Annotated in this window: 20 protein-coding genes and 1 other RNA gene; 7 read left to right on the forward strand and 14 right to left on the reverse strand. The window is 29.0% G+C overall.

Translation table 4 applies throughout. From position 1 onward, the window contains the following. Positions 1-16 precede the first annotated feature (16 nt). The 6 genes from NPA09_RS00185 to NPA09_RS00210 form a co-directional block, all read right to left on the reverse strand. A complete protein-coding gene (locus NPA09_RS00185) occupies positions 17-2,716 on the reverse strand; it encodes a hypothetical protein (RefSeq protein ID WP_129722606.1) in 2,700 nt (899 codons plus the stop codon). A gap of 17 nt (positions 2,717-2,733) precedes the next feature. After that, positions 2,734-3,567 (reverse strand): hypothetical protein, encoded by an 834-nt coding sequence (locus NPA09_RS00190; protein WP_129722603.1) that lies wholly within the window; start codon positions 3,565-3,567, stop codon positions 2,734-2,736. Between the two features lie 9 nt (positions 3,568-3,576). Continuing rightward, positions 3,577-5,799 carry a hypothetical protein gene (locus NPA09_RS00195; RefSeq protein ID WP_129722599.1) on the reverse strand — a complete coding sequence of 741 codons (2,223 nt, stop codon included), beginning with the start codon at positions 5,797-5,799 and terminating at the stop codon, positions 3,577-3,579. Positions 5,800-5,808: 9 nt separating this feature from the next. Beyond that, positions 5,809-6,312 carry a hypothetical protein gene (locus NPA09_RS00200; protein ID WP_129722596.1) on the reverse strand — a complete coding sequence of 168 codons (504 nt, stop codon included), beginning with the start codon at positions 6,310-6,312 and terminating at the stop codon, positions 5,809-5,811. 161 nt (positions 6,313-6,473) lie between these two features. Then, entirely contained in the window at positions 6,474-6,971 is a 498-nt protein-coding gene (locus NPA09_RS00205) for a hypothetical protein (protein ID WP_129722593.1), read from the reverse strand. A 517-nt stretch (positions 6,972-7,488) separates the two neighbouring features. Then, positions 7,489-8,169 (reverse strand): ATP-binding cassette domain-containing protein, encoded by a 681-nt coding sequence (locus tag NPA09_RS00210; RefSeq protein WP_129722590.1) that lies wholly within the window; start codon positions 8,167-8,169, stop codon positions 7,489-7,491. A 307-nt stretch (positions 8,170-8,476) separates the two neighbouring features. On the opposite strand from NPA09_RS00210, the gene NPA09_RS00215 reads away from it, so the two are divergent. Together NPA09_RS00215 and pip are read left to right on the forward strand one after the other, a co-directional pair. Then, on the forward strand, positions 8,477-8,827 hold the full coding sequence (locus tag NPA09_RS00215) for a hypothetical protein (protein ID WP_129722587.1): 351 nt from the start codon (positions 8,477-8,479) through the stop codon (positions 8,825-8,827). 89 nt (positions 8,828-8,916) lie between these two features. Continuing rightward, complete coding sequence (gene pip / locus NPA09_RS00220) at positions 8,917-9,855, forward strand: prolyl aminopeptidase (protein ID WP_129722584.1); 939 nt, start codon at positions 8,917-8,919, stop codon at positions 9,853-9,855. Between the two features lie 112 nt (positions 9,856-9,967). Here pip and NPA09_RS00225 read toward each other — a convergent pair whose 3' ends face one another. From NPA09_RS00225 to NPA09_RS00240, 4 genes are read right to left on the reverse strand one after another with little or no spacing between them, the layout of a single operon-like run. Continuing rightward, positions 9,968-10,741 carry a GTPase gene (locus NPA09_RS00225; protein WP_165036252.1) on the reverse strand — a complete coding sequence of 258 codons (774 nt, stop codon included), beginning with the start codon at positions 10,739-10,741 and terminating at the stop codon, positions 9,968-9,970. Between the two features lie 16 nt (positions 10,742-10,757). Continuing rightward, positions 10,758-10,994 (reverse strand): DivIVA domain-containing protein, encoded by a 237-nt coding sequence (locus tag NPA09_RS00230; protein WP_129722579.1) that lies wholly within the window; start codon positions 10,992-10,994, stop codon positions 10,758-10,760. Further along, a complete protein-coding gene (locus NPA09_RS00235) occupies positions 10,978-11,685 on the reverse strand; it encodes a TrmH family RNA methyltransferase (RefSeq protein ID WP_129722576.1) in 708 nt (235 codons plus the stop codon). The genes NPA09_RS00230 and NPA09_RS00235 overlap by 17 nt, the downstream gene beginning before the upstream one ends. Next, complete coding sequence (locus NPA09_RS00240; RefSeq protein WP_129722573.1) at positions 11,678-12,205, reverse strand: tRNA (cytidine(34)-2'-O)-methyltransferase; 528 nt, start codon at positions 12,203-12,205, stop codon at positions 11,678-11,680. Before NPA09_RS00240 ends, NPA09_RS00235 begins: the two co-directional genes overlap by 8 nt. Positions 12,206-12,431: 226 nt before the next feature. Between NPA09_RS00240 and NPA09_RS00245 the strand changes: the two genes are divergently transcribed. The 4 genes from NPA09_RS00245 to ffh are packed head-to-tail and all read left to right on the forward strand — an operon-like array spanning position 12,432 to position 15,914. Beyond that, the gene (locus NPA09_RS00245) at positions 12,432-12,905 is read left to right on the forward strand and encodes a metallophosphoesterase family protein (RefSeq protein WP_129722570.1); all 474 of its coding nucleotides are present in this window, start codon (positions 12,432-12,434) and stop codon (positions 12,903-12,905) included. A gap of 8 nt (positions 12,906-12,913) precedes the next feature. Beyond that, positions 12,914-13,825: a Cof-type HAD-IIB family hydrolase gene (locus NPA09_RS00250; RefSeq protein ID WP_129722568.1), complete on the forward strand. Its 912-nt coding sequence runs from the start codon at positions 12,914-12,916 to the stop codon at positions 13,823-13,825. An 8-nt stretch (positions 13,826-13,833) separates the two neighbouring features. Beyond that, positions 13,834-14,547 carry a ribonuclease HIII gene (locus NPA09_RS00255; RefSeq protein WP_165036250.1) on the forward strand — a complete coding sequence of 238 codons (714 nt, stop codon included), beginning with the start codon at positions 13,834-13,836 and terminating at the stop codon, positions 14,545-14,547. Between the two features lie 14 nt (positions 14,548-14,561). After that, a complete protein-coding gene (ffh, locus tag NPA09_RS00260) occupies positions 14,562-15,914 on the forward strand; it encodes a signal recognition particle protein (RefSeq protein ID WP_129722561.1) in 1,353 nt (450 codons plus the stop codon). Here the strand turns inward: ffh and NPA09_RS03585 are convergent. After that, positions 15,911-17,260, reverse strand: a complete 1,350-nt coding sequence (locus tag NPA09_RS03585; RefSeq protein ID WP_416906706.1) for an MAG0480 family ComEC-like protein — start codon at positions 17,258-17,260, stop codon at positions 15,911-15,913. The genes ffh and NPA09_RS03585 overlap by 4 nt on opposite strands. Beyond that, positions 17,179-17,679 (reverse strand): MAG0490 family ComEA-like DNA-binding protein, encoded by a 501-nt coding sequence (locus NPA09_RS00265; RefSeq protein WP_129722558.1) that lies wholly within the window; start codon positions 17,677-17,679, stop codon positions 17,179-17,181. Before NPA09_RS00265 ends, NPA09_RS03585 begins: the two co-directional genes overlap by 82 nt. A gap of 79 nt (positions 17,680-17,758) precedes the next feature. Here NPA09_RS00265 and rnpB point away from each other — a divergent pair. After that, an RNA gene (rnpB, locus tag NPA09_RS00270) (RNase P RNA component class B) lies at positions 17,759-18,023 on the forward strand. 134 nt (positions 18,024-18,157) lie between these two features. Here rnpB and NPA09_RS00275 read toward each other — a convergent pair. Next, on the reverse strand, positions 18,158-20,044 hold the full coding sequence (locus tag NPA09_RS00275; protein WP_129722555.1) for an ABC transporter ATP-binding protein: 1,887 nt from the start codon (positions 20,042-20,044) through the stop codon (positions 18,158-18,160). Then, positions 20,044-21,837 (reverse strand): ABC transporter ATP-binding protein, encoded by a 1,794-nt coding sequence (locus NPA09_RS00280; RefSeq protein WP_165036248.1) that lies wholly within the window; start codon positions 21,835-21,837, stop codon positions 20,044-20,046. The genes NPA09_RS00275 and NPA09_RS00280 overlap by 1 nt, the downstream gene beginning before the upstream one ends. Between the last annotated feature and the right edge of the window lie 2 nt (positions 21,838-21,839).

A 21,839-nucleotide genomic window follows, 5' to 3' on the forward strand; every position in this document is an offset into this window, starting at 1 on the left:
TCTATTTTTTTTATTATTAATCTTCTTTATTTTTATTCTCTTTATCGTCTTTCTTTTCTTTTTTAATTAAGAAGTGATCAATAAGTTCGGCAATGATATATTCTTTTAATTCTCTGTCACTTTCAAATTTTTTCCCATTAATCATTCTGAAAGTTTTCTCACCTGCAGGAAGTTGTTCAAATTTGATATTTAACATATCTGGCGACATTAATTTTTCTAGAGCATCATATAACGACAAGTAGTAGAATCGTTTGCCTTTAGCTGTTATTTCATATAATGAAATTTCATTATATGGATGAATTTCGAAGAATTTATGATTTGATAAATATGATGATTTAGAAACAAGTTTTCTTTTAACATTAATTCGATTTAAAAACTCTTCTTTTAATTTGGCAACAATAGCTTTTTCATTTAATGTTGGACGACCCTTAATATTTTCGTTATATCAAATTAAGTCGTGTCTATTGCCGTTTTTAATATGAATTGCTAGATCATCGAAATCTTTTATTAAATCAAAATCATTAATTTTAGGGTTTATTTGGTCCATTGGGCAGCCAGAAGCATCAGATCAAGGCATTTGTGTAATATAGGTAGGTTGTAAATTGTCGTTTATAAATTGGATCATATTATCACGTAAATCTTCTATGGTGTTTGCATACAATAATAGAAATCCTTTAATACTTAGTTTGGTATTTATATGTTTATTAAGATCGTTTTCTAAAAAAAGATTTATAGCCGTATCCGCGCTATTAAATTTAGTCCCCGGTTCATTCAGTTTATCTTTACCATAAAAACTATAAAAAACATTTTCGTATGACAAGAAGTTGTTTTTTTCTATATCTGTAATAACTTTATTTTTAAGTGCTTGTAATTGACTTTCGAAATAAACGTTTCCATCATATAGGTATAAATCGGTTTTAGTTTCATTAATAATTTTAATTGGTTCAAGAAGTTGAGCGTCTTCAATGGTTCTATGCGATTCTTTTCATAGCCCCCAGAATCTAATTACTTCTTTTCCACCATTTCAGCGATACTTATTGTTTTTATTTTCTACGTCTGTAAATACATAATCACTAAATTCTGTATGGCCAACAATTTCTTGTGATAAAGTGAAAATTACTCTCAAACCCACTTGTGCAACAATACCCAATGGTGTAGGAGGAACAAATGTTAATGCAGCCTCTCCAATTTTTACAATACTTTCAACAATTTTTTCGGCTTTAACGTTTTCGTCATCAAGATCGCTAATAGCACTAGCAAAATCGTAAACACCCTCAACTATTGAGTTAATTGCCAAAGTCGTTGCTACAATTGATTGCATTTTAGATTTAAAGGCTTCGCCTTGCTTACATTTATTGATAAAAGCTCTTCTTTTTGCTAAACTGTCTTTTGATACTTTTTTAATATTACGAAAACTAATAAAGTCTTCATCATCTAATCTTTCAATTTTATTAATGATTTTTTCAACATCTTCTGGATTTTTTGAATCTAGGGAATTAATTCAATTTATTTCTTTATTGCTATTTTTAGATTTAGCAAAAGCAAGATACTTGTTTTTTAAATGTTTACCTCTCGCTTGGCTTATTAGATCTCAGCCACTATTTGAATTTCAAATAGTTGATTTTAAGCTTTCCAATCTTGATTTAAAAATTTTATGAGAATTTATAATGTTTTCGTTGGTGATATCTGCAGTAGCGCCTATGAATTTTTTTCTTATAGTAGAATCTTTAGTAATTTCGCCAAATTTACCGATTTTTTTAACAAAAAGACCGGGAGTTTCATCAAATACTACAGGACTATCATCATTTTCGTATTTGAGGGCAAGACCTTTAAAGAGATTTTGTAAAAGCTTAATCTCACTACTGCTGAAATTATTCTTTTGTAAAATCATATCTTTTACATCATCAAATTCTAAATCTCCTAAATTTGATGTCATATTTAAAAAGGCGGCTTTAACTGCTGAAATTCCGCTAGTTATGTACTTGCTATTTGCAAAAATATTAACGAAAGCATTAATATCGGTATTGATATCAACATTAAAACCGTCTGCTGGGAATGCGTTTCATAAATTTAATTCATCCCCATTATCTTTCTTATATAAATCTTTTCCCAGCATATCTTTCAAGCTTTTTTCAAGGTATAGGAGCAACGATTTATAAAATTTTTTAAAGGTAGAAATAGCCCTATTATCCGCTTTTGCATTAAACAAATACGAAAGAGAAGCGAAATATGTAACTGGAATTTGCGCGATTAGCGAACCGTTTCTTCCTCTTTTCATTAAATTTAAAATTTCATTAATTTTTTCATAAAGAGTATTTCCATAACTATCAATTTGAATTTTTTTCAGTTCGTTTAAATATTCTTCGGTCTCATTATGTAATTCGCAAATACGAAAAATATTAATGTCTGTTACAAAATAATTTATATATTTTTCTTCGGTGTAATGTTCATTCGACATATCTTCAAACATTATTTTTGCTTCATCAGGGTTATTTTTTAAGAAACCTTGGTTCAAGTTTGAAAAAATAAATTCAATAAAGTCATTGACTTCTCAAGCGTTCGACGTCATTGATGTCAGGGTATCAGGAGTTGTGGGTGTTTTAATTCATTTTTCCCTGTCTAAAAACCCTTCAATAGTATTATTGACTGATTTGTGTACATAATCACCATATAATTGATAACTATCATTTTTATCAATGTCGACTATGTAACTCATTTTTCCTTGTGTTGATGCTAATTTAAAATATTAAAATCAGTTAGATCTGAAAGAATTAAGTCGCTATTAGCTTTTAATTCATCTTTTGTGTAATACTTACCGTTAACTAAGTAATATCTATTCAATGCAGTTTTTAAAAACGGAATAAGTTTATTTTTATCTTTTTGGTCATAAGGAAAAGGTTTTCCGTTAACCGTAACTACTTTAGAAAGACCATTAGAAATAATTTCAGAATTATCTCTTCAATAATCTTGGCTTTTGCCATCCGATTTTATGTGGTTGTATTCCTTAATTATTTGATTGATAATTTGTTCTTTACTTTCATAAACATAATTACCTTTTTCATTATGAAGTTCAAAAATTTTATTGATGTTAAAATAAGACAATTTTGCTTTTTCTTCATCTTCAAAAGCGATTCCATTTTTACCTAAAAAGACCTCAATGTTTTGGTCGTTTTTAGTTAAATCAACAAAATTGAAGGCGCTGCCACTTAGTTTCTTTTCTGAATCAAGCATTGATTTTAATTCATCAAAAGGCACATTGGTATGCGCGCTAACTTTTTTTCAGTACTCTTTTAATTCATTGGCAATAAATCTGTAATTATCAGAAATTTCGATGCCATCTTTTGTAAAGGTGTTACGATACAAAGGAACGTTTTTATAAACAGCAACATTATTCATCATGTAATTTACTGCATCTTCTTTTGTTGTGAATTTTTGATTATTAATCTGGTACAAAAATTCTTCAGGCTTCTTATTATCGGAATTTGATCCACAAGATACAACAGGAACAAAAGAGCACGCGCTTAATATTGATAAAAACGATAGTTTTAATATTTTATTTTTTTTCATATATGTCCTTTAGTTTAATTCAATTTTATGTGATGATATATATTTTTTAACAAACTCTGCTATTAAATTATAGTTGTCAAAATATTTCTCTTTGCCGTCTCAAACCACTGAGACAACATTAAATATTTTTGATGAAATTACATCCTTTTTACCATTTTCAGTGTAAAGTACGTAGTCTTCATCTGGGCTTAAATATTTGTTTAATATAAAGTTATAATTTAACACAACGATTTCTTTGTGGCTAAAATCAAATTTCTTTTTAAGGGTATCAAAATAGGTTTCATCTAAAATTGTTGATAACCCATCCAATTTGTAAAATGGTTTAGGTTTTATATCATTGGTCATATTTGCTTTTTTAACTTTGAAATCTTTGTAAATTACAAAATCAACTGATTCATCAAATGGTAGGTGATATGTTTTATCAAGTGCGCCAAAACCACTTGACACATGATAAACGTTAGGAGAAATTAAAATGTTATCAAAGTTTTTAATCATTTCGCCATATGCTAATGGATTTTGGTTTTTAGTAAAACTTAGGTACTGTAATAGTGTTGAAGTATTTTCCTTATAATTTTTTATAATATCTGTTACGTTTAACATATTCAATTCATTTAAATCAACAATCTTTTTATTAGTTTCTAAAATATCATAATGTTCGTGAAAAACTTTATCTTTTCCATAATTAGAAATATTTATATAACTCTTTTTGCCTTCATTGTTGTTTTCAATGAAATAAGGTGTTTCATTATCGTGTATTACTTTATTAAAAACTAGTCTGTTTTTAAGAAGTTTATTAATACAGTTGCGAACTATACTTTTGTAATCATGGAAAGCCTCTGTATATCTTGTGTTTCTATTTTTTGTTCTTGAAAATACGCTATTTCTTTTAATTATTAATTCATTTTCAAATTTTGTTATTTTTTTAAAATCTTCTAAGTTCAAATTTTTGATTCCTGAATAATCATTAATTTTCCCCGCACCAGTTAGAACGTCATTATTTTCAAGGTAATTGTTTATAGCATCTAAAAATACTTGGTTAGCAAACTCGGTTTTTAAGTGAAGGTTAAAGTTTAACGCTGATCGTCTACAGTTGCTTCAGTCATGTCCGACGATTTCCATAATATCTGTAGGTATATATCAATCAAAGGTTGGGTAAAAATTAGTTTCGAAATTATTGTTTGTTGTTACTTTAAGTTGTTTGAAGTCTAAAAAACTAATGTCTGGTTTTAGCTCGAATGTTGCATTTTGATATCAAACATATAAAAATTTTCTTCCTTCTACAACATCGAAATTTACAAGCGAACCAAAATTTTCATTATTTTCGTTTTTTAGATAACTATCAATTCAGGGCAAGCTTATATTTTTTGATAATACATCATCTTTATTCTGTCAATCAAGCACAGAATGATAATTCAATCATTTGATTTCAGAACGTGAGCTTGGTTCGTCTTTTCTATATGCTATTTTGCTAGGGTTTACTTCATCATCTGATAATCAAGATAGACTAATATTGAATAATGGAATTTCGTCTTTTTCTAGACGATCTGTAATTTTTAAAGATAATAGACGGATAAAATCTTCTTTTTTAGTTTCATCTAATAGAAGATAATTGCCGTTTTTAAGCTGCAATGCTTCAAGCGATTTCTTTTCATTTTTTAATAAATGACCCACTAAATCATTTCTAATATTATCATTAATAACAAAAGGGTTAATATACTTATCACCAATTTTAATAAAAATCTTATTATTAGCTACGCTTAAATTTCTTTGAATATCCTTACTAGCTTCTTCTTTGGTATCAAAAATATTATTTTCATGAAACCCATAATATTTTTTAGTAATGTTTTTATCTTCGGTGAATGTTAGGTATGCGGCGTGTTTCGAAGCGGTGTGGCGACCATTATTATCTTTATAAACGCTTTGAATTTTGTTAATATCATATTTTCTTACATGATCATTAATGACAATTTCATGATCTGCATTCGCATAGTTTTTTTGACCAATTAAACGTTCATTTTTAATTCGCAAGTCTTCTAATATTTCATCAAGTACATCATCTTCATTAGAAAAAGCGTAATCCTTGTTATTTATTGTCACTTTGTATTTGTTATTACCAACAACACTAGCACTAGTGTTAATTGAGTTTTGTGTTTTTTGCTGTGTAATTTGAGCACCAAAAGACACGCTCGCCGCTGCTAATAACGCCGGCAAAGAAAACCATATTTTTTTCATTCCTCCTCCTTAAATTTTATTTTTTACTATTTTCATCACAATAAAGGCGATTATAAGAAAATCAATGAACATTAATATCAACATTGGATTTATTGTCTTATATTCTTTAGGATGAAAAGTAAGTTTGTAAGATTTATTATATTTATTGATACTAGACCTGTTTGCTGTTAAATATCATTTCAAAAAGTCATTTTTTCCAGAATTTATGTCGTATATTTTCTGTAAAAGTATGTTGACTTCCCGATGTCTATATCCCATTTCTTGTAGATAAGAAATTCAATCGGATTGATTTTGTAATTTACTAATACCAATAATTTCCTTGAAATATTTTTTATTTATTCTTGAGTATGATTTTTTGTTATTTTTTATCATAACGCTTGTGTCTTCGATAAGGATATATTCATCATTAAGATACAATATCTCTCAAGTATTTATTCTTCCATCAATATCGATGTATCTATTGTTTGGAATTACAGGCTTAAAATTGACAATATCAACTCTTCTAGAATACACAGTGGGGTACGAAGAATAAGTATTATTTACAAAATGATAAAAGTCCTTTGAACAATTTGTAATAATCATATTTTTCAACTGATCATTTTTTAACACAATCGTGTTTCAATCACGATACAAATATTGAAAATAAATATCTTCTTTGCCGCACAATTCTAGAATTAAGTTTGTTGAATTGGTTCCAAGAATTCATTTTTTTTCTCTAATTCTTGCGAAAGCTGATTAAAGTTAAGTTTTTTGTATTTGTTATAAAGAGATAATAAACGACCTAGTATTGTTTCATTTTCAAATGATAAGTTTTTATCTTCGTAGTTAAATAAATATAATTCATTTAAGTTATTTTTATCGATTATCTTTTCATTAAAGCTTAAATTAATTACTGAGTTGGGATATTTCGCAACATCAATTCAATCAAAACTGTTGTTTTTTATTGAATTAATAACAATAAGTGTCGAATTTTGAAAAATTGAATCCAATAAACTTTCATTTAATATATTTGTAGGCTGTTCATTTTCGTTTTTTGTTACCAAAAACATATCATAGTTATTTTCGTTTGAATCATACTGTTTTGCGATCAACATATTTTCTTTGATGCTAGTAATATTGTTTTGTTCTGTGTTTATTATCTTTTTTATAGATACACTAACACTAAAAGCCATAGCGAGAAAGAGTAATAATATTGTTTTTAATTTATCATTTTTGATCAAGATTAACAATAATGAAAACACTGATTGAACTGTTAAAAATATGAATAGCAAAACAAAATAATTTGAAAAGAAGATTTTTATACCAACAATTGAATCGAACATCAAAGAAAACAAGATAAATTGAATAAGAGAGTTGAAGAATGTAAAAATATTAAAAAATATTAATATAACCGATATTTGGGTTAAGTAGTAACCTGAGAATTTTTTAGCTCTTATTCTAATTTGTGATTCGATATCCGAACTTCTTGGATAAATAAAGATTTGATAGTTAAGAAAAAATAAAACCATAACACTCAAAGCAAAACTTAGATAATAGTTTCACCACGACTGCTTTATATAAATATCACTTCTAATAAATAAAAAGCTGGTTAATGAAAGCAAAAGTAAAGTTATGTATATTATTCAAAACAGTGAATTCTTTATAAAAAAGTTTAGGATCGTTTTAAAGTAGAGTTTAAAAATCGAAAAGTTATTTTTTATTTTTTGTTCTATCTTTAATTTCTGCGATGTGTTCATTATAAAAATCCTTAAATTTAAACTTATTATTCGAATATCCTTCAGCTATAACTCCCTTACCTCTTTTAATGAAAATCGCATAATCAGCATACGGTTCAATTTCTGAAACCATATGTGTTGACAATAAAATTGTCATACCTTGTTCTACGAAGTCTTTAAGTTTTTCATACATCTTTATTCTTGATGTGTAGTCGAGGTTTGCTTCTGGTTCATCTAAGATTAATAATTTTGGTGAACATAATTCAGATAGCAAGAGAATAACTTTTCTTTTTTCACCAGAAGAAAATAAACTTGGGAACGAATTTAATTTATCTTCTAAATCAAAATCTTTTGCCTTTTGTGTTATTTCGTTATCGCTGATATTTTTGCTACCAAATGATTCGACAAACAACTTAATCAATTTAAATAATTTTAAATGAAAAGGAAATTTTAAATGAGTTCGAAAGTATAAAATAGATTTATTATTTTGGTTTATTTCGTTTGGGAATAAAATTTCGCCTTTGTAATTTGTGTCAGAATTTGAAATAATATTTATTAATGTTGTTTTACCCGCTCCGTTTTGTCCTAGTAAGAGATTTATTTTATTCGTTTTAACCCTAAAAGATACATTATCAAAAAATAATTTTCCCTTCATTTTTTTAGACAGACTTTTTACTAGGATAAAGTCGTCTGTTGTTGTTTCTATAAAATCCTCCTTTGTTGTTTAAAAACATATAATTTACTATGAAATTATACAAAAAAGGCATTATTTATAAAATAAGCACAATTTTTAAAAATACATAGAATAGATTGCGCTTGCAATAAAATAATAAAGCAAGTAACTAAGTAAAGTACAGATTAATATCTTCTTATTTGTAGCAATAATTTATGTTTATATGAGAAAAATAAGATAAAATAAGAATGATTTATATTGAAGGCATTAGAAAGGAAAGTAAATTATTATGTCAAAAATTAAAAAATTAGCATTAACAAATATTTTGTTAATTCCAGTCGCATTTATATTGTTAATTGTTTTAGTTGTTGTTGCAGCAGCATCGGGAAATAGTACAGGGTTGCCAGCAACAGGAGTGTTAGCATTATTATTATTTCTTGGATTAGGTTTTGCTTCATTTGTTTTAAGTATTATGATAACCGTTAAAGTTAGAGAAACAGAACAAATTTTAATGATTGTTGGGTTCTTTATCCCTCTTCTTCAGTTTATTGCATTGATTATGATTTTAAGTGGTCACAAATACGATAACGATAACAACAATTCTGATAATAAAAATAATAATAACAGCGACGCTAAATAACAAATAAAATTAATAAATACGCATTTATTCGCGTATTTTTTTTATTCTAAATTAAGATAATGGTTGTTTTTGAAGGATATAATAATGCTATGCATCAAAAATATATTTACAAAAAAATAGAACCTTATGAAACAGGATATTTAAAAGTTTCAAATTTACATACAATTTATTATGAAATTAGTGGTAACCCAGATGGTATTCCTATTTTTCATATTCACGGAGGTCCAGGCGGAGGCTCTGGACCCGATAATCGCAGAATGTTTAACCCTCAAAAATTCAAAATAATTGTTTATGACCAAAGAGGATGCGGGATGTCTACTCCCTTTGCCGAGATTAAAGAAAACACAACGCATGATTTAATTCGTGATATAGAGAAATTAAGAATTCATTTAAAGTTGGATAAAATTAGTCTTTTTGGCGGTTCTTGAGGCACAACTCTTTCATTGCTATATGCAATTCATTATCCTCAAAATGTTCATAAAATAATTTTGCGCGGGGTATATTTAGGGCGTCAAGAAGATACCCACTGATTAAGCCAAGAAGGTGCTTCAAAATTTTATCCAATTGATTTTGAAAAATATATTTCTATTATTAACCCTAGTGAAAGAAACGATCTAGTAACAGCGTACAACAAGCTTTTAAATCATGAAGACGAAGCAATCGCATTAAAAGCGGCACAACATTGAGCACAATGAGAAATGGCGCTAATTTCTGTCAAACGAATTAAAGCAAAAAAAGATGTTGATCCAAAAGAATTGTTGCCAATAGCAAGAATAGAAAATCACTATTTTATTAATAAATTATTTCTAAATGACGACAATTTTATTTTGAATAATATTGATAAAATTAGCCATATTCCTGTTGATATAGTTCACGGACAGCTTGATATGGATTGTTTACCAATTCAGGCATATTTGTTACACAAAAAATTACCAAATTCAAGATTGTTTATAATTGATGGTGCCGGACACACATGACGTGAAAAAGGAATTGCTAAAAAACTTGTCGAACTTACAGATGAGCTGTAATTTTCCAAAAACAAGAAAAGATATTTTTCAATGTTAAAAAAAGAAATTTACTGAAAATAATTTAAATTTTGTTAAATAAAAAATGCTGGTAAAGCCAGCATTTTTAACTGTTTTAAAAAATTGAATAACGTTTTTTTCGTAATGAATTAATGATTCTTGTCATCGCTTGTTGTTCGGTAAGTTTGTTTTTTTTACAATATTTATTTAATTCATAATCAACATCTGTGTGTGTTAGACATTTTTCAAATTCGAACTCGACAAAATAATGTGGGTAAAGTTTGTATAGTTCAGTAATTAGATTAACAAAAAACAGTTTTTGTGGAACAATAGATTCTTTAATAATTTGAAAGAAAATTAATAAAAACCCATCTAAATCGTTTTCAATTTTCATTGGCATAATTCCTGGCGTATCGAGTAAGTGAATATTATCAATATTTGCTCAATTTAATTTTCTTGTTACACCGGGATAATTTTCGGATTTAAGTTTGTTTTTTCCTAAAAGTAAATTAATTAAAGTTGATTTACCAACGTTTGGCATTCCAATAACAAAGACTTTTGCATTATATTTAATTAATCCTTTTACCTTCATCGCTTCGGCTTTTTGCTTAGTTAAAAATTTTATTTTACTTAATAATTTAGTGCGGTCACTATTAGATTTTAAATTTAAAAACATATTGCTTTTGTCTAAAAGTAAATTTTTATAGTCCTCATCTTTATTAAGATCTTTTAAATCATTTTTAGACAAAATATAAAGTACATTTTTGTTTTTTAATAAACTGTCAAAATCCTTGTTATAAGTTTTATTTGGAATTCTTGCATCTAGTACAACGATTATCAAATCAGAGATCGAGGCTATTTCTTCGATCTCTCTTTTTGATTTGGCCATATGGCCCGGGAATCAATTAATCGTTGTCTTGCTGTGTTCCATTTATCTTAATCTCCGCTTTTAATAACTCGTTTTCTAGTTTGGAAATACGGTTATTTTTTGCTTTAACCTCGCCTTCCAAAACAATATTTATTTCTTTTAATTTTTCATTTTTTTCTTTTAATGCTTCTAATTCAGAAGCAAGTTTTTGAATATATTCATCAACTTCGGGAATGTAATACCCAGCAATATCTCTTTTAAACTTTTTTTGCATCTTTTCCTCTTTTTAATTCATACAAGACAATTGCATTGGCAATTGCGACGTTTAAACTTTCAAATTTAATTGGGATGTAATACTTTTCATCCAATAATTTAATTATACTTGGCGATATTCCATTAGCTTCATTTCCAAACACGATGCAGTAATTTTCATTTTTTAGTTCTTTAATGTCTTTAGCGGATTTGTCTAATAAAGTACCGACAATTTTATGAGTTCGCTTTAATTTTAATAAGAAGCTTTCTAGGTCTTTAGTTTGGGTAATATTGATTTTAAAAATACTCCCTTTACTTGCGCGAAGCGTTTTATCGTTATAAAGATCAACTCCGTTAATAATGATGTTGGTAACACCAAATGCAACACAGTTGCGAATAATGGTTCCTAAATTACCGGGATCTTGAATATTATCTAGCACGATTGTTAAACCGCTTATTTCTTTTGGCTTTAACATTTCGCAAAGAGCGAAGATATCTTGAGGAGTTTTAGAATTTAAAATTTGATTTATTTCCTCGTTAGTTATTAAAACATCAGGTTTGTTTTGTGGATTACTAGAGTATATTTTTAGTTTTATGTTTTGTGATTTCGCTTCATTTATTGCGTCAATTCCCTCGATGATAAATTTATTTTCTTCGTAACGATATTTTTTGAGGTTTAATTTTTTTAAATATTTAATTTCATTTTTAGTCATTTTTTAATAAATAATCCTTTGATTTTTGTACTTCAAATTTTGATAAATCAGGGAAGTCTAGTTGACGCATAATTTCATACCCAATTACACAAACAGAGTTTGCTAAATTAATGCTTCTGTTTTTTGCATACATTGGAATCCGTAAGCATTTTTTAATATTTTTTTTGAGTATTCATTTATCAATTCCAGTCGATTCTCTGCCGAACATTACAAATAAATCATTTCCCCTTTTTCACTCTTTTTTAAAATTAGTATCTGAATAAGTTTTTAGTCCATAACGAGTAATATAGAATATATTTTTTTGTCCATATTTTTGCTCAAAATCACTGTAACTGTTGTGAATTTCATGTTCGATATCTGAGAGCAAATGCCCCGCCGCCGGACGCTTTAAATATTTAGGCAAAAGCTCAAACGCTATGGGTTTGATAATGTGTAATTTAGCATGTAGCGCAAAACATGTGCGAATGATATTACCAGTATTAGGTGATATTTCGGGTTGGTATAAAACAATATTTAACATACTTATAAATTTTACTATTTTTACAACATAATGTTTGTTTACCATTTTTGGAAAACAATATTTTTTATGTTTTCAATAAAAACCAGTAAAAAATATTGAAAAACGCTTAATTTTGTGTGTAAAAACATGTTTTTTTTAGTGTTTGTAAATCTAGTAGAAAAAAGTACTTTTCTTATATATATAAATATATATATGTAAAAAGGTCATTATTATATATAATTTTTGCATGATTAAAATATTAGTCGTAAGCGATATTCATGGAAATTACGGTGTTGTTGAAGACATTGTATCAAGAGCAAAATATGATGTAGCGATTTGTACTGGAGACTACGAAGTAGGCTATGATTTTATGAAAGAACACTTTGATTTTTTTGTAGTTGGTAACAACGATTTTGACTATCATGCTGCTGACTATGAAATTGAAATCGAAGGATTAAAAATTAGAATAGAACACGGGCACCGCATCGGTTCATATACACAATTAATGGACGTTGATTTTATGTTTAATCATCTTGAAAAAATAAATGTTGACATTCTATTAACCGGTCATACTCACGTGCCTTTACATTCGATTAGAAATAACAAAGGAATTCTAAATCCTGGTTCATGCAGTTACCCACGAATGGGAACGAAGGCAGGTTATGCGATCTTAACGCTTGATAACAAAAAGATTATTAGAATTGAACAATTTAACATTTAAGGAGTTACATGAAAAAAACTAAAGAAAGATATTTATTTTGTATAGATATTGACGGAACGCTTTTAGAAAATAGTGCCGAAAATATTATTCATCCACTTGCGAAGGAAGCAATTGTTCGTGCCACAAATGAAGGCCACGTTGTTTGTTTAATTACGGGTCGTCCATGAAGAAGTACAAAACCAATTTACAATAAACTTGGACTAGATACTGTTGTTGCCAACTATAATGGTGCTCACATTCATAATCCAAGCGATGATATGTTTATCCCATATATCGAGTATCTTGATTTGAATGAAATGCTTTACATTTTAGGAGATCCGATTGTAAAAGAACAAGTTTCAAATATTGCTATCGAAGGACCAGGCTGGGTACAATTACAAAAACGCGATCATGATTTAGAACGAGTTTTTGGGTTCAAAGATGCTGTAAAGTTTGTTGAAGGGCTTAACTTTGAAAAATTACCACTTAAACCAACAGGGATTGTGTTTGATGTCAAACCAACAACAGATGTTGAAAATTTAAGAAAGTATTTAAAAGCAAAATATGGTGATTTAGCAGAGTTCTCATATTGATCAAAAGGCGACGGACTAACACCAGTGTTTGATATCACTAATGTTGCAGTTAATAAAGGCCGCGTTATCTCACTATTACTTAGATTTTATGATATTAAAATTGAAAATTCAATTACTATTGGTGACGGGTTTAACGATGTTTCAATGTTCGAAGTGAGCGGTGTTTCAGTAGCGATGAAAAATGCGTCACGAATCGTTCGTTCAAAGGCAACTGTTAAGTTATCAAAAACGAACAAAGAAGGTGGAGTTGGCTATTACATTAACAAGTTTTTAGACAATCCAGAATCAGAAAAAGAAAAATCAGCTGAGATTAAAAGAAAATGAGCTGAAAAAGAACTAGGGGAGTAATTATGGAAATGGAATTTATTTTATTTGATGAAACAGATATTGATTTAAAAGACAAAAAGATTATTGGAATCGATGAAGTTGGAGTAGGAGACTATTTTGGGCCGCTTGTTAGCTGTTCGGTTTTTATTCCACTTGAAAACTACGATAAAGTTATCGAACTCGGAGTTAAGGATTCGAAAAAGTTAAGTGACGCAAAAATACGTGCGATTGCACCAGAACTTAAGAAATTGGTTCGTTCATTTGTTTACAAATTAAGCCCAAAAGGCTACAACACAATGACAAAATACAATAACGCTAACGAACTAAAAGCGTTTGCACATATTAAAACTGCAAATACAGTGACACAAATAATGGCAAGATATCATTTAGGAAAAGCGGACTTTTATTTTATGGATCAATTTACAAATTTAGATAAAACAAAAGAGTATTTTAATAAACACTTGATAACAAATAATTTTGCTAATCTAAAACCTTTCAAATCACCACTTCTTTTAGCACACAAAGCTGAAGACAAAGAATTATCGGTTGCGGTAGCATCGATTATTGCTCGCGATGCCTTTTTAGAAGAAATGGCAGTGATGAATGAAAAATATAATACTGTTTTCCCATTTGGTGCGTCAAACCAAGTAAAAGAGTTTGCTAAAGAATTTTTTGTTAAAGAAGAAAATAAAAAAGAAAGATATAATCTTTGCAAATTATCATTTAATATGGAAATTGAATAATTAGAAGGAGAGTGATGTTTAATTTTTTAGCTAACCGTATTACCAAATCAATTAACAAGATTGCTAAAAAAACACTCATTAGTGAAGAAGATATTGTTGAAGTTTCACGAGAAATTAAACTTTCATTACTAGAAGCCGATGTTAATTTATCGATAGTAAAGAAGTTTGTAAAAAACGTTCGTGAAAAAGCAATTAATGCTAATATTCATTCCTCACTAAATGCATCACAACAATTTATTAAAATTGTTAAAGATGAACTTGTTGATGTTTTAGGTAAAACACCACAAAAAATTAATATTGAACATAAACCACATATTATTATGATGGTTGGTCTACAAGGTAGTGGTAAGACTACAACCGCTGCAAAGCTAGCGTTTTTTCACCGTAAGAAAAAACTTGTAGAAAAACCAATTTTAATCGCAGCCGATGTTTATCGGCCAGCAGCGATAGAGCAACTTGTTACACTTGCTAAAAATGTATCGATTGATTATTATGAAGAAGGTGTGAAAGAAGATATTGTTGGAATTGTTAAAAATGGTCTTAAGAAGGCTAAAGCAAACAACCACGATATGATTATTGTTGATACAGCGGGTCGTTTATCGATCGATGAAAAGTTAATGAATGAACTTGTTGAAATTAAAAAAGCAATTAAGCCAGACGAAATTATTTTTGTTGCTGATGCAATGTCGGGACAAGATATTGTTAATGTAGCGCAAACATTTCACGATCGTTTAAAATTGACTTCATCAATTATTACTAAACTTGATGGCGATGCTCGTGGTGGTGCGGCTCTAAGTATTCGTGAACTTTTAAAATTACCAATTAAATTTATTGGTACTGGCGAAAACATTTCAAATATTGATTTATTTTATCCGGAAAGAATGGCGGAAAGAATTCTTGGTATGGGGGATGTTCTTTCATTAATTGAACAAGCGCAAGATGTAATTGATGAGAAAAAAGCTAACAAAATGATGAATCGCTTTGTTACCGGTCAGTTTACATTAAATGATCTTTTAGAAAATTTGCAACAAATGAAAAAGATGGGAAAACTTTCTAAGATCTTACAAATGATTCCTGGTGCAAATAAAATTTCACAAGACAAGATTAATGCCGCTGAAAAGAAATCTTATGTGTATGAAATTTTAATTAGCAGTATGACTGCGGCCGAACGCAAAAACCCTAAACTGTTGAAAGATGCAAGTCGGAAAAACCGAGTAATTAAAGGAAGTGGTCGTTCGAGACAAGAATTTAATTTACTTTTAAGTGAATATGAACAAATGGCAAGTAAAGTAAAATCAATTTCTAAGTCAATCAAAGGTGGAACTTTTGATCCATCGCAACTTTCAGGTGCTGGTGGTATTTTCTAGATATATAAATACGCGAAGTATTTTGGTTTATTAGTTCAGTATATAAGAACTAATAAATTAACTGAATAAAAACTAAAAAGTATGTAAATCAACCATATGTTAATTTGGTTGATTTTTAATATTAAGTTAAAGTTATTGAATACATTAATGGAGTTGTTAAAGAATATATAAATTCCTTCAGCAAACGGAACGATTCATCACGTTAAAAATAGAACCGGATATACAAGCGAAATAATAATTGTATAAATAAGATTATAGATAATCATAAACAAGGAAATTGAATTGTTAAGATACAAATTAAGTGTGATAGAAACAACATTTATTCACAACCAGAAAAAGACTATTTTTCAACGTTTTTCTTTAATTTTTACTGAATTTATTAAATTTATGAAAAATGAAAATAAGAATGTTAAGATAAAACTTAATGAGTATACACTATTAACTTCATAAAGTAAAAATAAATTAACTACAACTAAAAAAATCACCGTTTTAGACAATTTTTGCTTTCAAAAATTTTCGTTTATTTTCGTTAGCAAAAGTATTAAAAAAGTTTTGCTTGCAGGTATTTGAAAATCTATCAATCAAAGGTACGCGAAAATAATTAGAAGCGATATATAGTCTTTATTTTTGAACTTTAAAAGTTTACATAATATTTTATTTATGTAGTAAATATGAAAGCCTGAAATTACAAACAAATGTACTATATTTAATTGTAAAAATTTTTCACGTAAATCAAGATTTGTTATTTTTCCAAGAATAAAAATATTTGTGTAATCTGAGTATAAATTACTTTTCGAATTAACGTAATTGTAAATATGATTTTTTAACGAAAACGTGCTGCTTATAAATTTATGGTTTGTTTGTTTAATAACGCCAATAACATGTCGAGATTTTAAGTAATTTATAAAAGAGCTATCGTTAAGATCGGTTGCTTTTCCTTCTACATGAACAATAGAACCAAGCGAGAAAGACGTTTCTCCAATAACGAAATATGTTCCGTGATTGTTTGTGATTTCGTAACTTTTCTGATTAATTTTAGTAATCTTACCAGTGGTGTTTTTAATAACTTCAATCACATATTTCGAATCGATATACAGAACAAGACCAAAAATCAAAAGCAACAGAATACAAAAACTAAAAGCATAGCGGTTGAGTGCAGAAATACAAAACGACAATATTAAAATAATTAGTCAGAATCACCTAATATCATCATTAATTTTAACAAAGCAAATCAACCCAATTGGTGCAATAAGTGCGGCAATAATTAGAAATCTAAGATCAAGATAGACTTCAATTTTTCTAAATAAGCGCTGCCAACACCATGTAAATTGTCAATATCTTCTCATGTAATTTTTGTTTTGTTATTTTTTAGATCTAGAATACTTTGTGCAATCCTTTTAGGTATTTTATGTTTTGTTAATTGTTCAATTTGTATATAGTCCTTAATATGTATTTTTTCAATGGACTCATTTTTAAATGGGACCACAATGGTTTGGTCGCTAGCTAAAACCGTGTTCATATTAATTTGACTAAGATCAGCATCAATTCTTAACTTGGCCATAAATAATACCTCTCGAAGCGATGTGCCTTTTTTGACTAAATACATATTAGGTCGTTCAACCGCACCTTTTATAATAATTTCAATGTTCTGTTTTTCTTCTTTAGTCTTTTTAATGTTTTCGTTTTTGCCGACCGTAAAATAACCTACAGCACCGATCGCGCAGAATGCGAGTAGGGTTAAAATAATATAAATAACTTTCTTCATACTTATATATGTATTCTGAAACGAAATTTCGACTTAAAAAAAACTATTTTATTATTTTTAATTGATTTATAATAGTAAAGGCGTCGGCTAATAGCTATGAAAGTAGAGGAAAGTCCGTGCTAGCACCATCTGCGATGATGGTAGTGATTGTGTTAACTCTAATAAAGTTAAGCCTAGACGACTAGTGCCACAGAGACGAGAAAAGTGAAACGCGGTAAACTCCGCAAGCTAGAAACCCAAATTTTGGTAGGGGAACTGGTCCGAGCAAAATGAAGTAAGGACCAGGAAGGAAACTTCAGATAAATTATTAGCGCCCGCAAGGGTACAGAACACGGCTTATAGACGCAAAAAACGCCAAACGGCGTTTTTTTTATACAAATATATCAAAATTACATTTTCGAAAAAACAACCTATTTTTTAAATACAAAAAAAGTTATTTATCAATAAAAAACCTTGAATTATAAAGAAAAGAGCAGAATTACTGTTCTTTATTTTTATTCATTTGAGTATTATACATATTGGCGTAAAAACCATCCAATTTAAGTAATTGTTTATGATTTCCAGATTCGATGATTTGGCCATCATTTACTACAAGAATTAAATCAGCATCAGCGATTGTTGAAAGACGATGAGCAATAACAAAAGATGTTTTTCCTTTTCTAAAACCATCCATTGCTGCATACACTTTCTTTTCAGTAATTGTATCGAGGTTTGATGTTGCTTCGTCAAAGACAACGATATTATTGTTCGATAAAACAACCCGGCTAATATCTAATAATTGTTTTTCACCCTTAGAAAATATACTGCTGTCCTCACTAATGATGGTGTCGTATTTATTAACTAAACGGTCGATTTTATCGTGGATGTTAGCAATTTTAGCGGCTTCGATAATATCTTGATCGGTTGCTTCGTGATCTGAAACGCTAATATTGTTTTTAATTGTATCTTTAAAAATAAAGGTATCTTGTAAAACAATCGACATGTGATTTCTTAAATCTTTAGAATTAATTTTGTTGTATGGAATACCATTAATATAAATATCACCAGGAACAATTTTTTCACCATTAATATTTAATGTTTCACGTTCGATTTCGTAGAATTTTGTTAATAAATTGATAATTGTTGTTTTGCCTGCGCCCGTAGGTCCTACAAGGGCAACTGTTTTTCCGGCATCGATTTTAAAACTAATGTCTTTTACTTGGAAATTATTAGAAGTTTTATCGTATCTAAAGTAGACGTTTTTGAATTCAATTGATGCTTTTAAATCGTCTGGTAATTTTACATAATCTTTGGTATATTGTGGTGTTTTTAAATCATACAATTCATAAACCCGTTCAGCGGCAGAAACCCCCATAATGTAGTTCCCAACTTGCATTAACATATCAAATGATGTTCCACCAAAATTTCACATCAAGTTAACAAACGCAATGGTTGAGCCCGCGCTTCATGCCCTCATTCCAAATGATGGCGTGTTGAAGCGATGAAATATCATAACTAAACAAAGGGAAATTGCAATTGCTATTTTTACTGCAAAGTCATAGTTTGGTTGGAGTAACGAGTTGTAAGTGTAACCTCAATAATTTTGTTTTGCCAAAGCGCCATTAATTTTATTAAAATCTTTGACAACTTTATCGTACTGGTTGAAACTTGCAATAATCTTTTTATTAGAAATCATTTCTTCAATGTATGCGTTAAGCTCACCAAATTTCTTTTGTCTTTGCGCGTAAATTTTACGCATTTTTTTAAGTAATATGAGTGATGTTGATAAGAAAATGTAGAAAATTACAACTGTAATAAGTGTTAAGGTTGGTGAGATTAACATCATAAATACAAGTGAGAAAAATAAGTTAAATACTGATGTGAAGAACTCAATAAGAATGTTTGTAAGTCCAACTTCAAACATTTCAACATCATTATTTAGTCTTGAAATTAATTCTCCACTTTTATTAGTGTCAAAATAATCAATATGCATTTTTTGAATGTTATGGAAGGCCCTTTTCCGAATATTCATAATTGAAACATTAGTTAGTTTAATTGTAATCATTAGCTGAACTGCGCTAACGGTAATGTAGACAATAGTAATTAAAATTAAAATTCCTACAGAAATAAAAAACGAATTTGGTCCTTCAATTAATTTTTTAAATCGATCGCCATCGGTAGGTCCTGCCGCTAGATCTGGTGTTAAGAATTGGTCGATAATTACACCAGTGAATCAAGCCCCGCATGTAAAGCAAATAGCTCTTAATAAAGCAAGAAATACCACAAGCGGAAATTTAACTTTGTCTTTTGCGATCTCTTTAACAATTTTAAAAGTTGTTTGTTTGAGGTTTTTTGGTTTATCCATAATTGTTTTTTTAGGCGGCATTATACACCTCCTTGCTGTTCTTTAACAATGGTTTGATACTCTGGTGAAGATTGTAGTAACTGTGTGTGAGTTCCACTGGCTACAACTTTAGCGTTATCAAGCACGATGATATTGTCGCAATCTCGAACGGCAGAAATTTTTTGCGAAATAATAATTGTTGTTAATTTGTAATTGTCTCTAATGTTGCTTTTTACTGCTTTTTCAGTAAGTGCATCAAGTGCGGAAGTAGAGTCGTCGAGAATAAGAATTTTTGATTTTTTAAGAAGTGAACGAGCAATTGAAATTCTTTGCTTTTGTCCTCCAGAAAGGTTTTTTCCTCTCTGAACAATTTCGTGATTATATTTATCTTCAAATTTATCAATAAATGAGTGAGCCATAGCTGCTTTAGTTGCTATTTCTATTTCTTGTTGTGTTGCGTGTTCGTTGGCAAAAAGTAAGTTTTCTTTAATGGTTCCACTATTTAAAACAGCGTCTTGAAAAGTCATTGAGATATTGGCGTTAAGATTTTTTGTATCAATTTCATTAATGTCCATATTATCAATTAAAATTTGACCTTGGTCGGGCAAGAAGTTTCTGACTAGTAGGTTAGCAATTGTACTCTTACCGCTTCCCGAGTTTCCAACAATCCCAAGGGTTTGGTATGGTTTAATTTTAAAACTTACATTTTCAAGCACATTTTCTGATGATGGAATTTCATTGTGAACATCATGGTATTTGAATGTAACATTTTTGAATTCGATACTTGGGTTTTTGATGATTTTGTCACTAACAACATCATCAAAAGCATTTTTTGAGTTTAAGACATCGTTAATCCGTTTAGAAGCAACTTGACCTCGAATTGTAATGAAAATGATTTGTGAAAGTTGAAGAATTGAAAAAGCAATAAGAATCATAAAGTCAATAAAAACAACCATCGATTCTAGATACTTAGCATCCATTTCTTTGTTTGGGTCTAAAACTTTGTTTCCGCCATATATTAAAATTCCAGAGACTAACATATTAATAGTGAATCAAACAACAGGGAAAATTACTCAAAAAACACTATTAATGCGAATTGATAATTTCGTTCATTTTTCAACACTTTTGTTGTAATTTTCACGTTTTTTGTTTTCTAGATTATATGATTTTACAACTCTTACTCCAAGAATGTTTTCACGGCTTTCATTATTGATGATATCCACAGATTGACGACGTTTTCTAATAAGTGGACGAGTAGTAAAAGTGATAATTAATACTACTCCAAAAATTATTGGAATTAATATTGCTAAAAAGAATGACATTTCTATGTTAACAACTAGTGCAAGAGCGCAGGCACCAATTAACATTATAGGTGCGGTTACAAGTGTTCTAGAAACAGTTTGAACAATCATTCCTACCATCATTGCATCACTTGTGACACGTGTCATTAATGCACCAACTGTAATATTGTCAATGTCTTGAATTGGCATTTTTTGAATTTTAGCAAAGATAATACTACGTAATTCTCTTGTAATGTTAGAGAATGATTTTGCTGAATAAACAATTGAAAAAATTGTGCACATAAAACCTAAAATTGTATTTGCTAAGATCAATCCCGATAGTAGTCAGATGGCATGCGATCGACCACTTACTGCAAAAGTTAAAAAGTCAATTTTGATTTGTGTTACTTGCTTATCACTTAATAAAAGAGGAATAAACGAGGCGTTTAGTCGTGAAAAAAGCAACGCAAGCAACACATTAATGGCAGTAAATATTATCGACACAAACATATAGAATCGATATTTTTTACTTGTCATTTTAAATATTGCGAACATTG

It is taken from the genome of Mycoplasmopsis equigenitalium (assembly GCF_024498255.1).
Classification (GTDB): domain Bacteria; phylum Bacillota_I; class Bacilli_A; order Mycoplasmatales; family Metamycoplasmataceae; genus Mycoplasma_H; species Mycoplasma_H equigenitalium.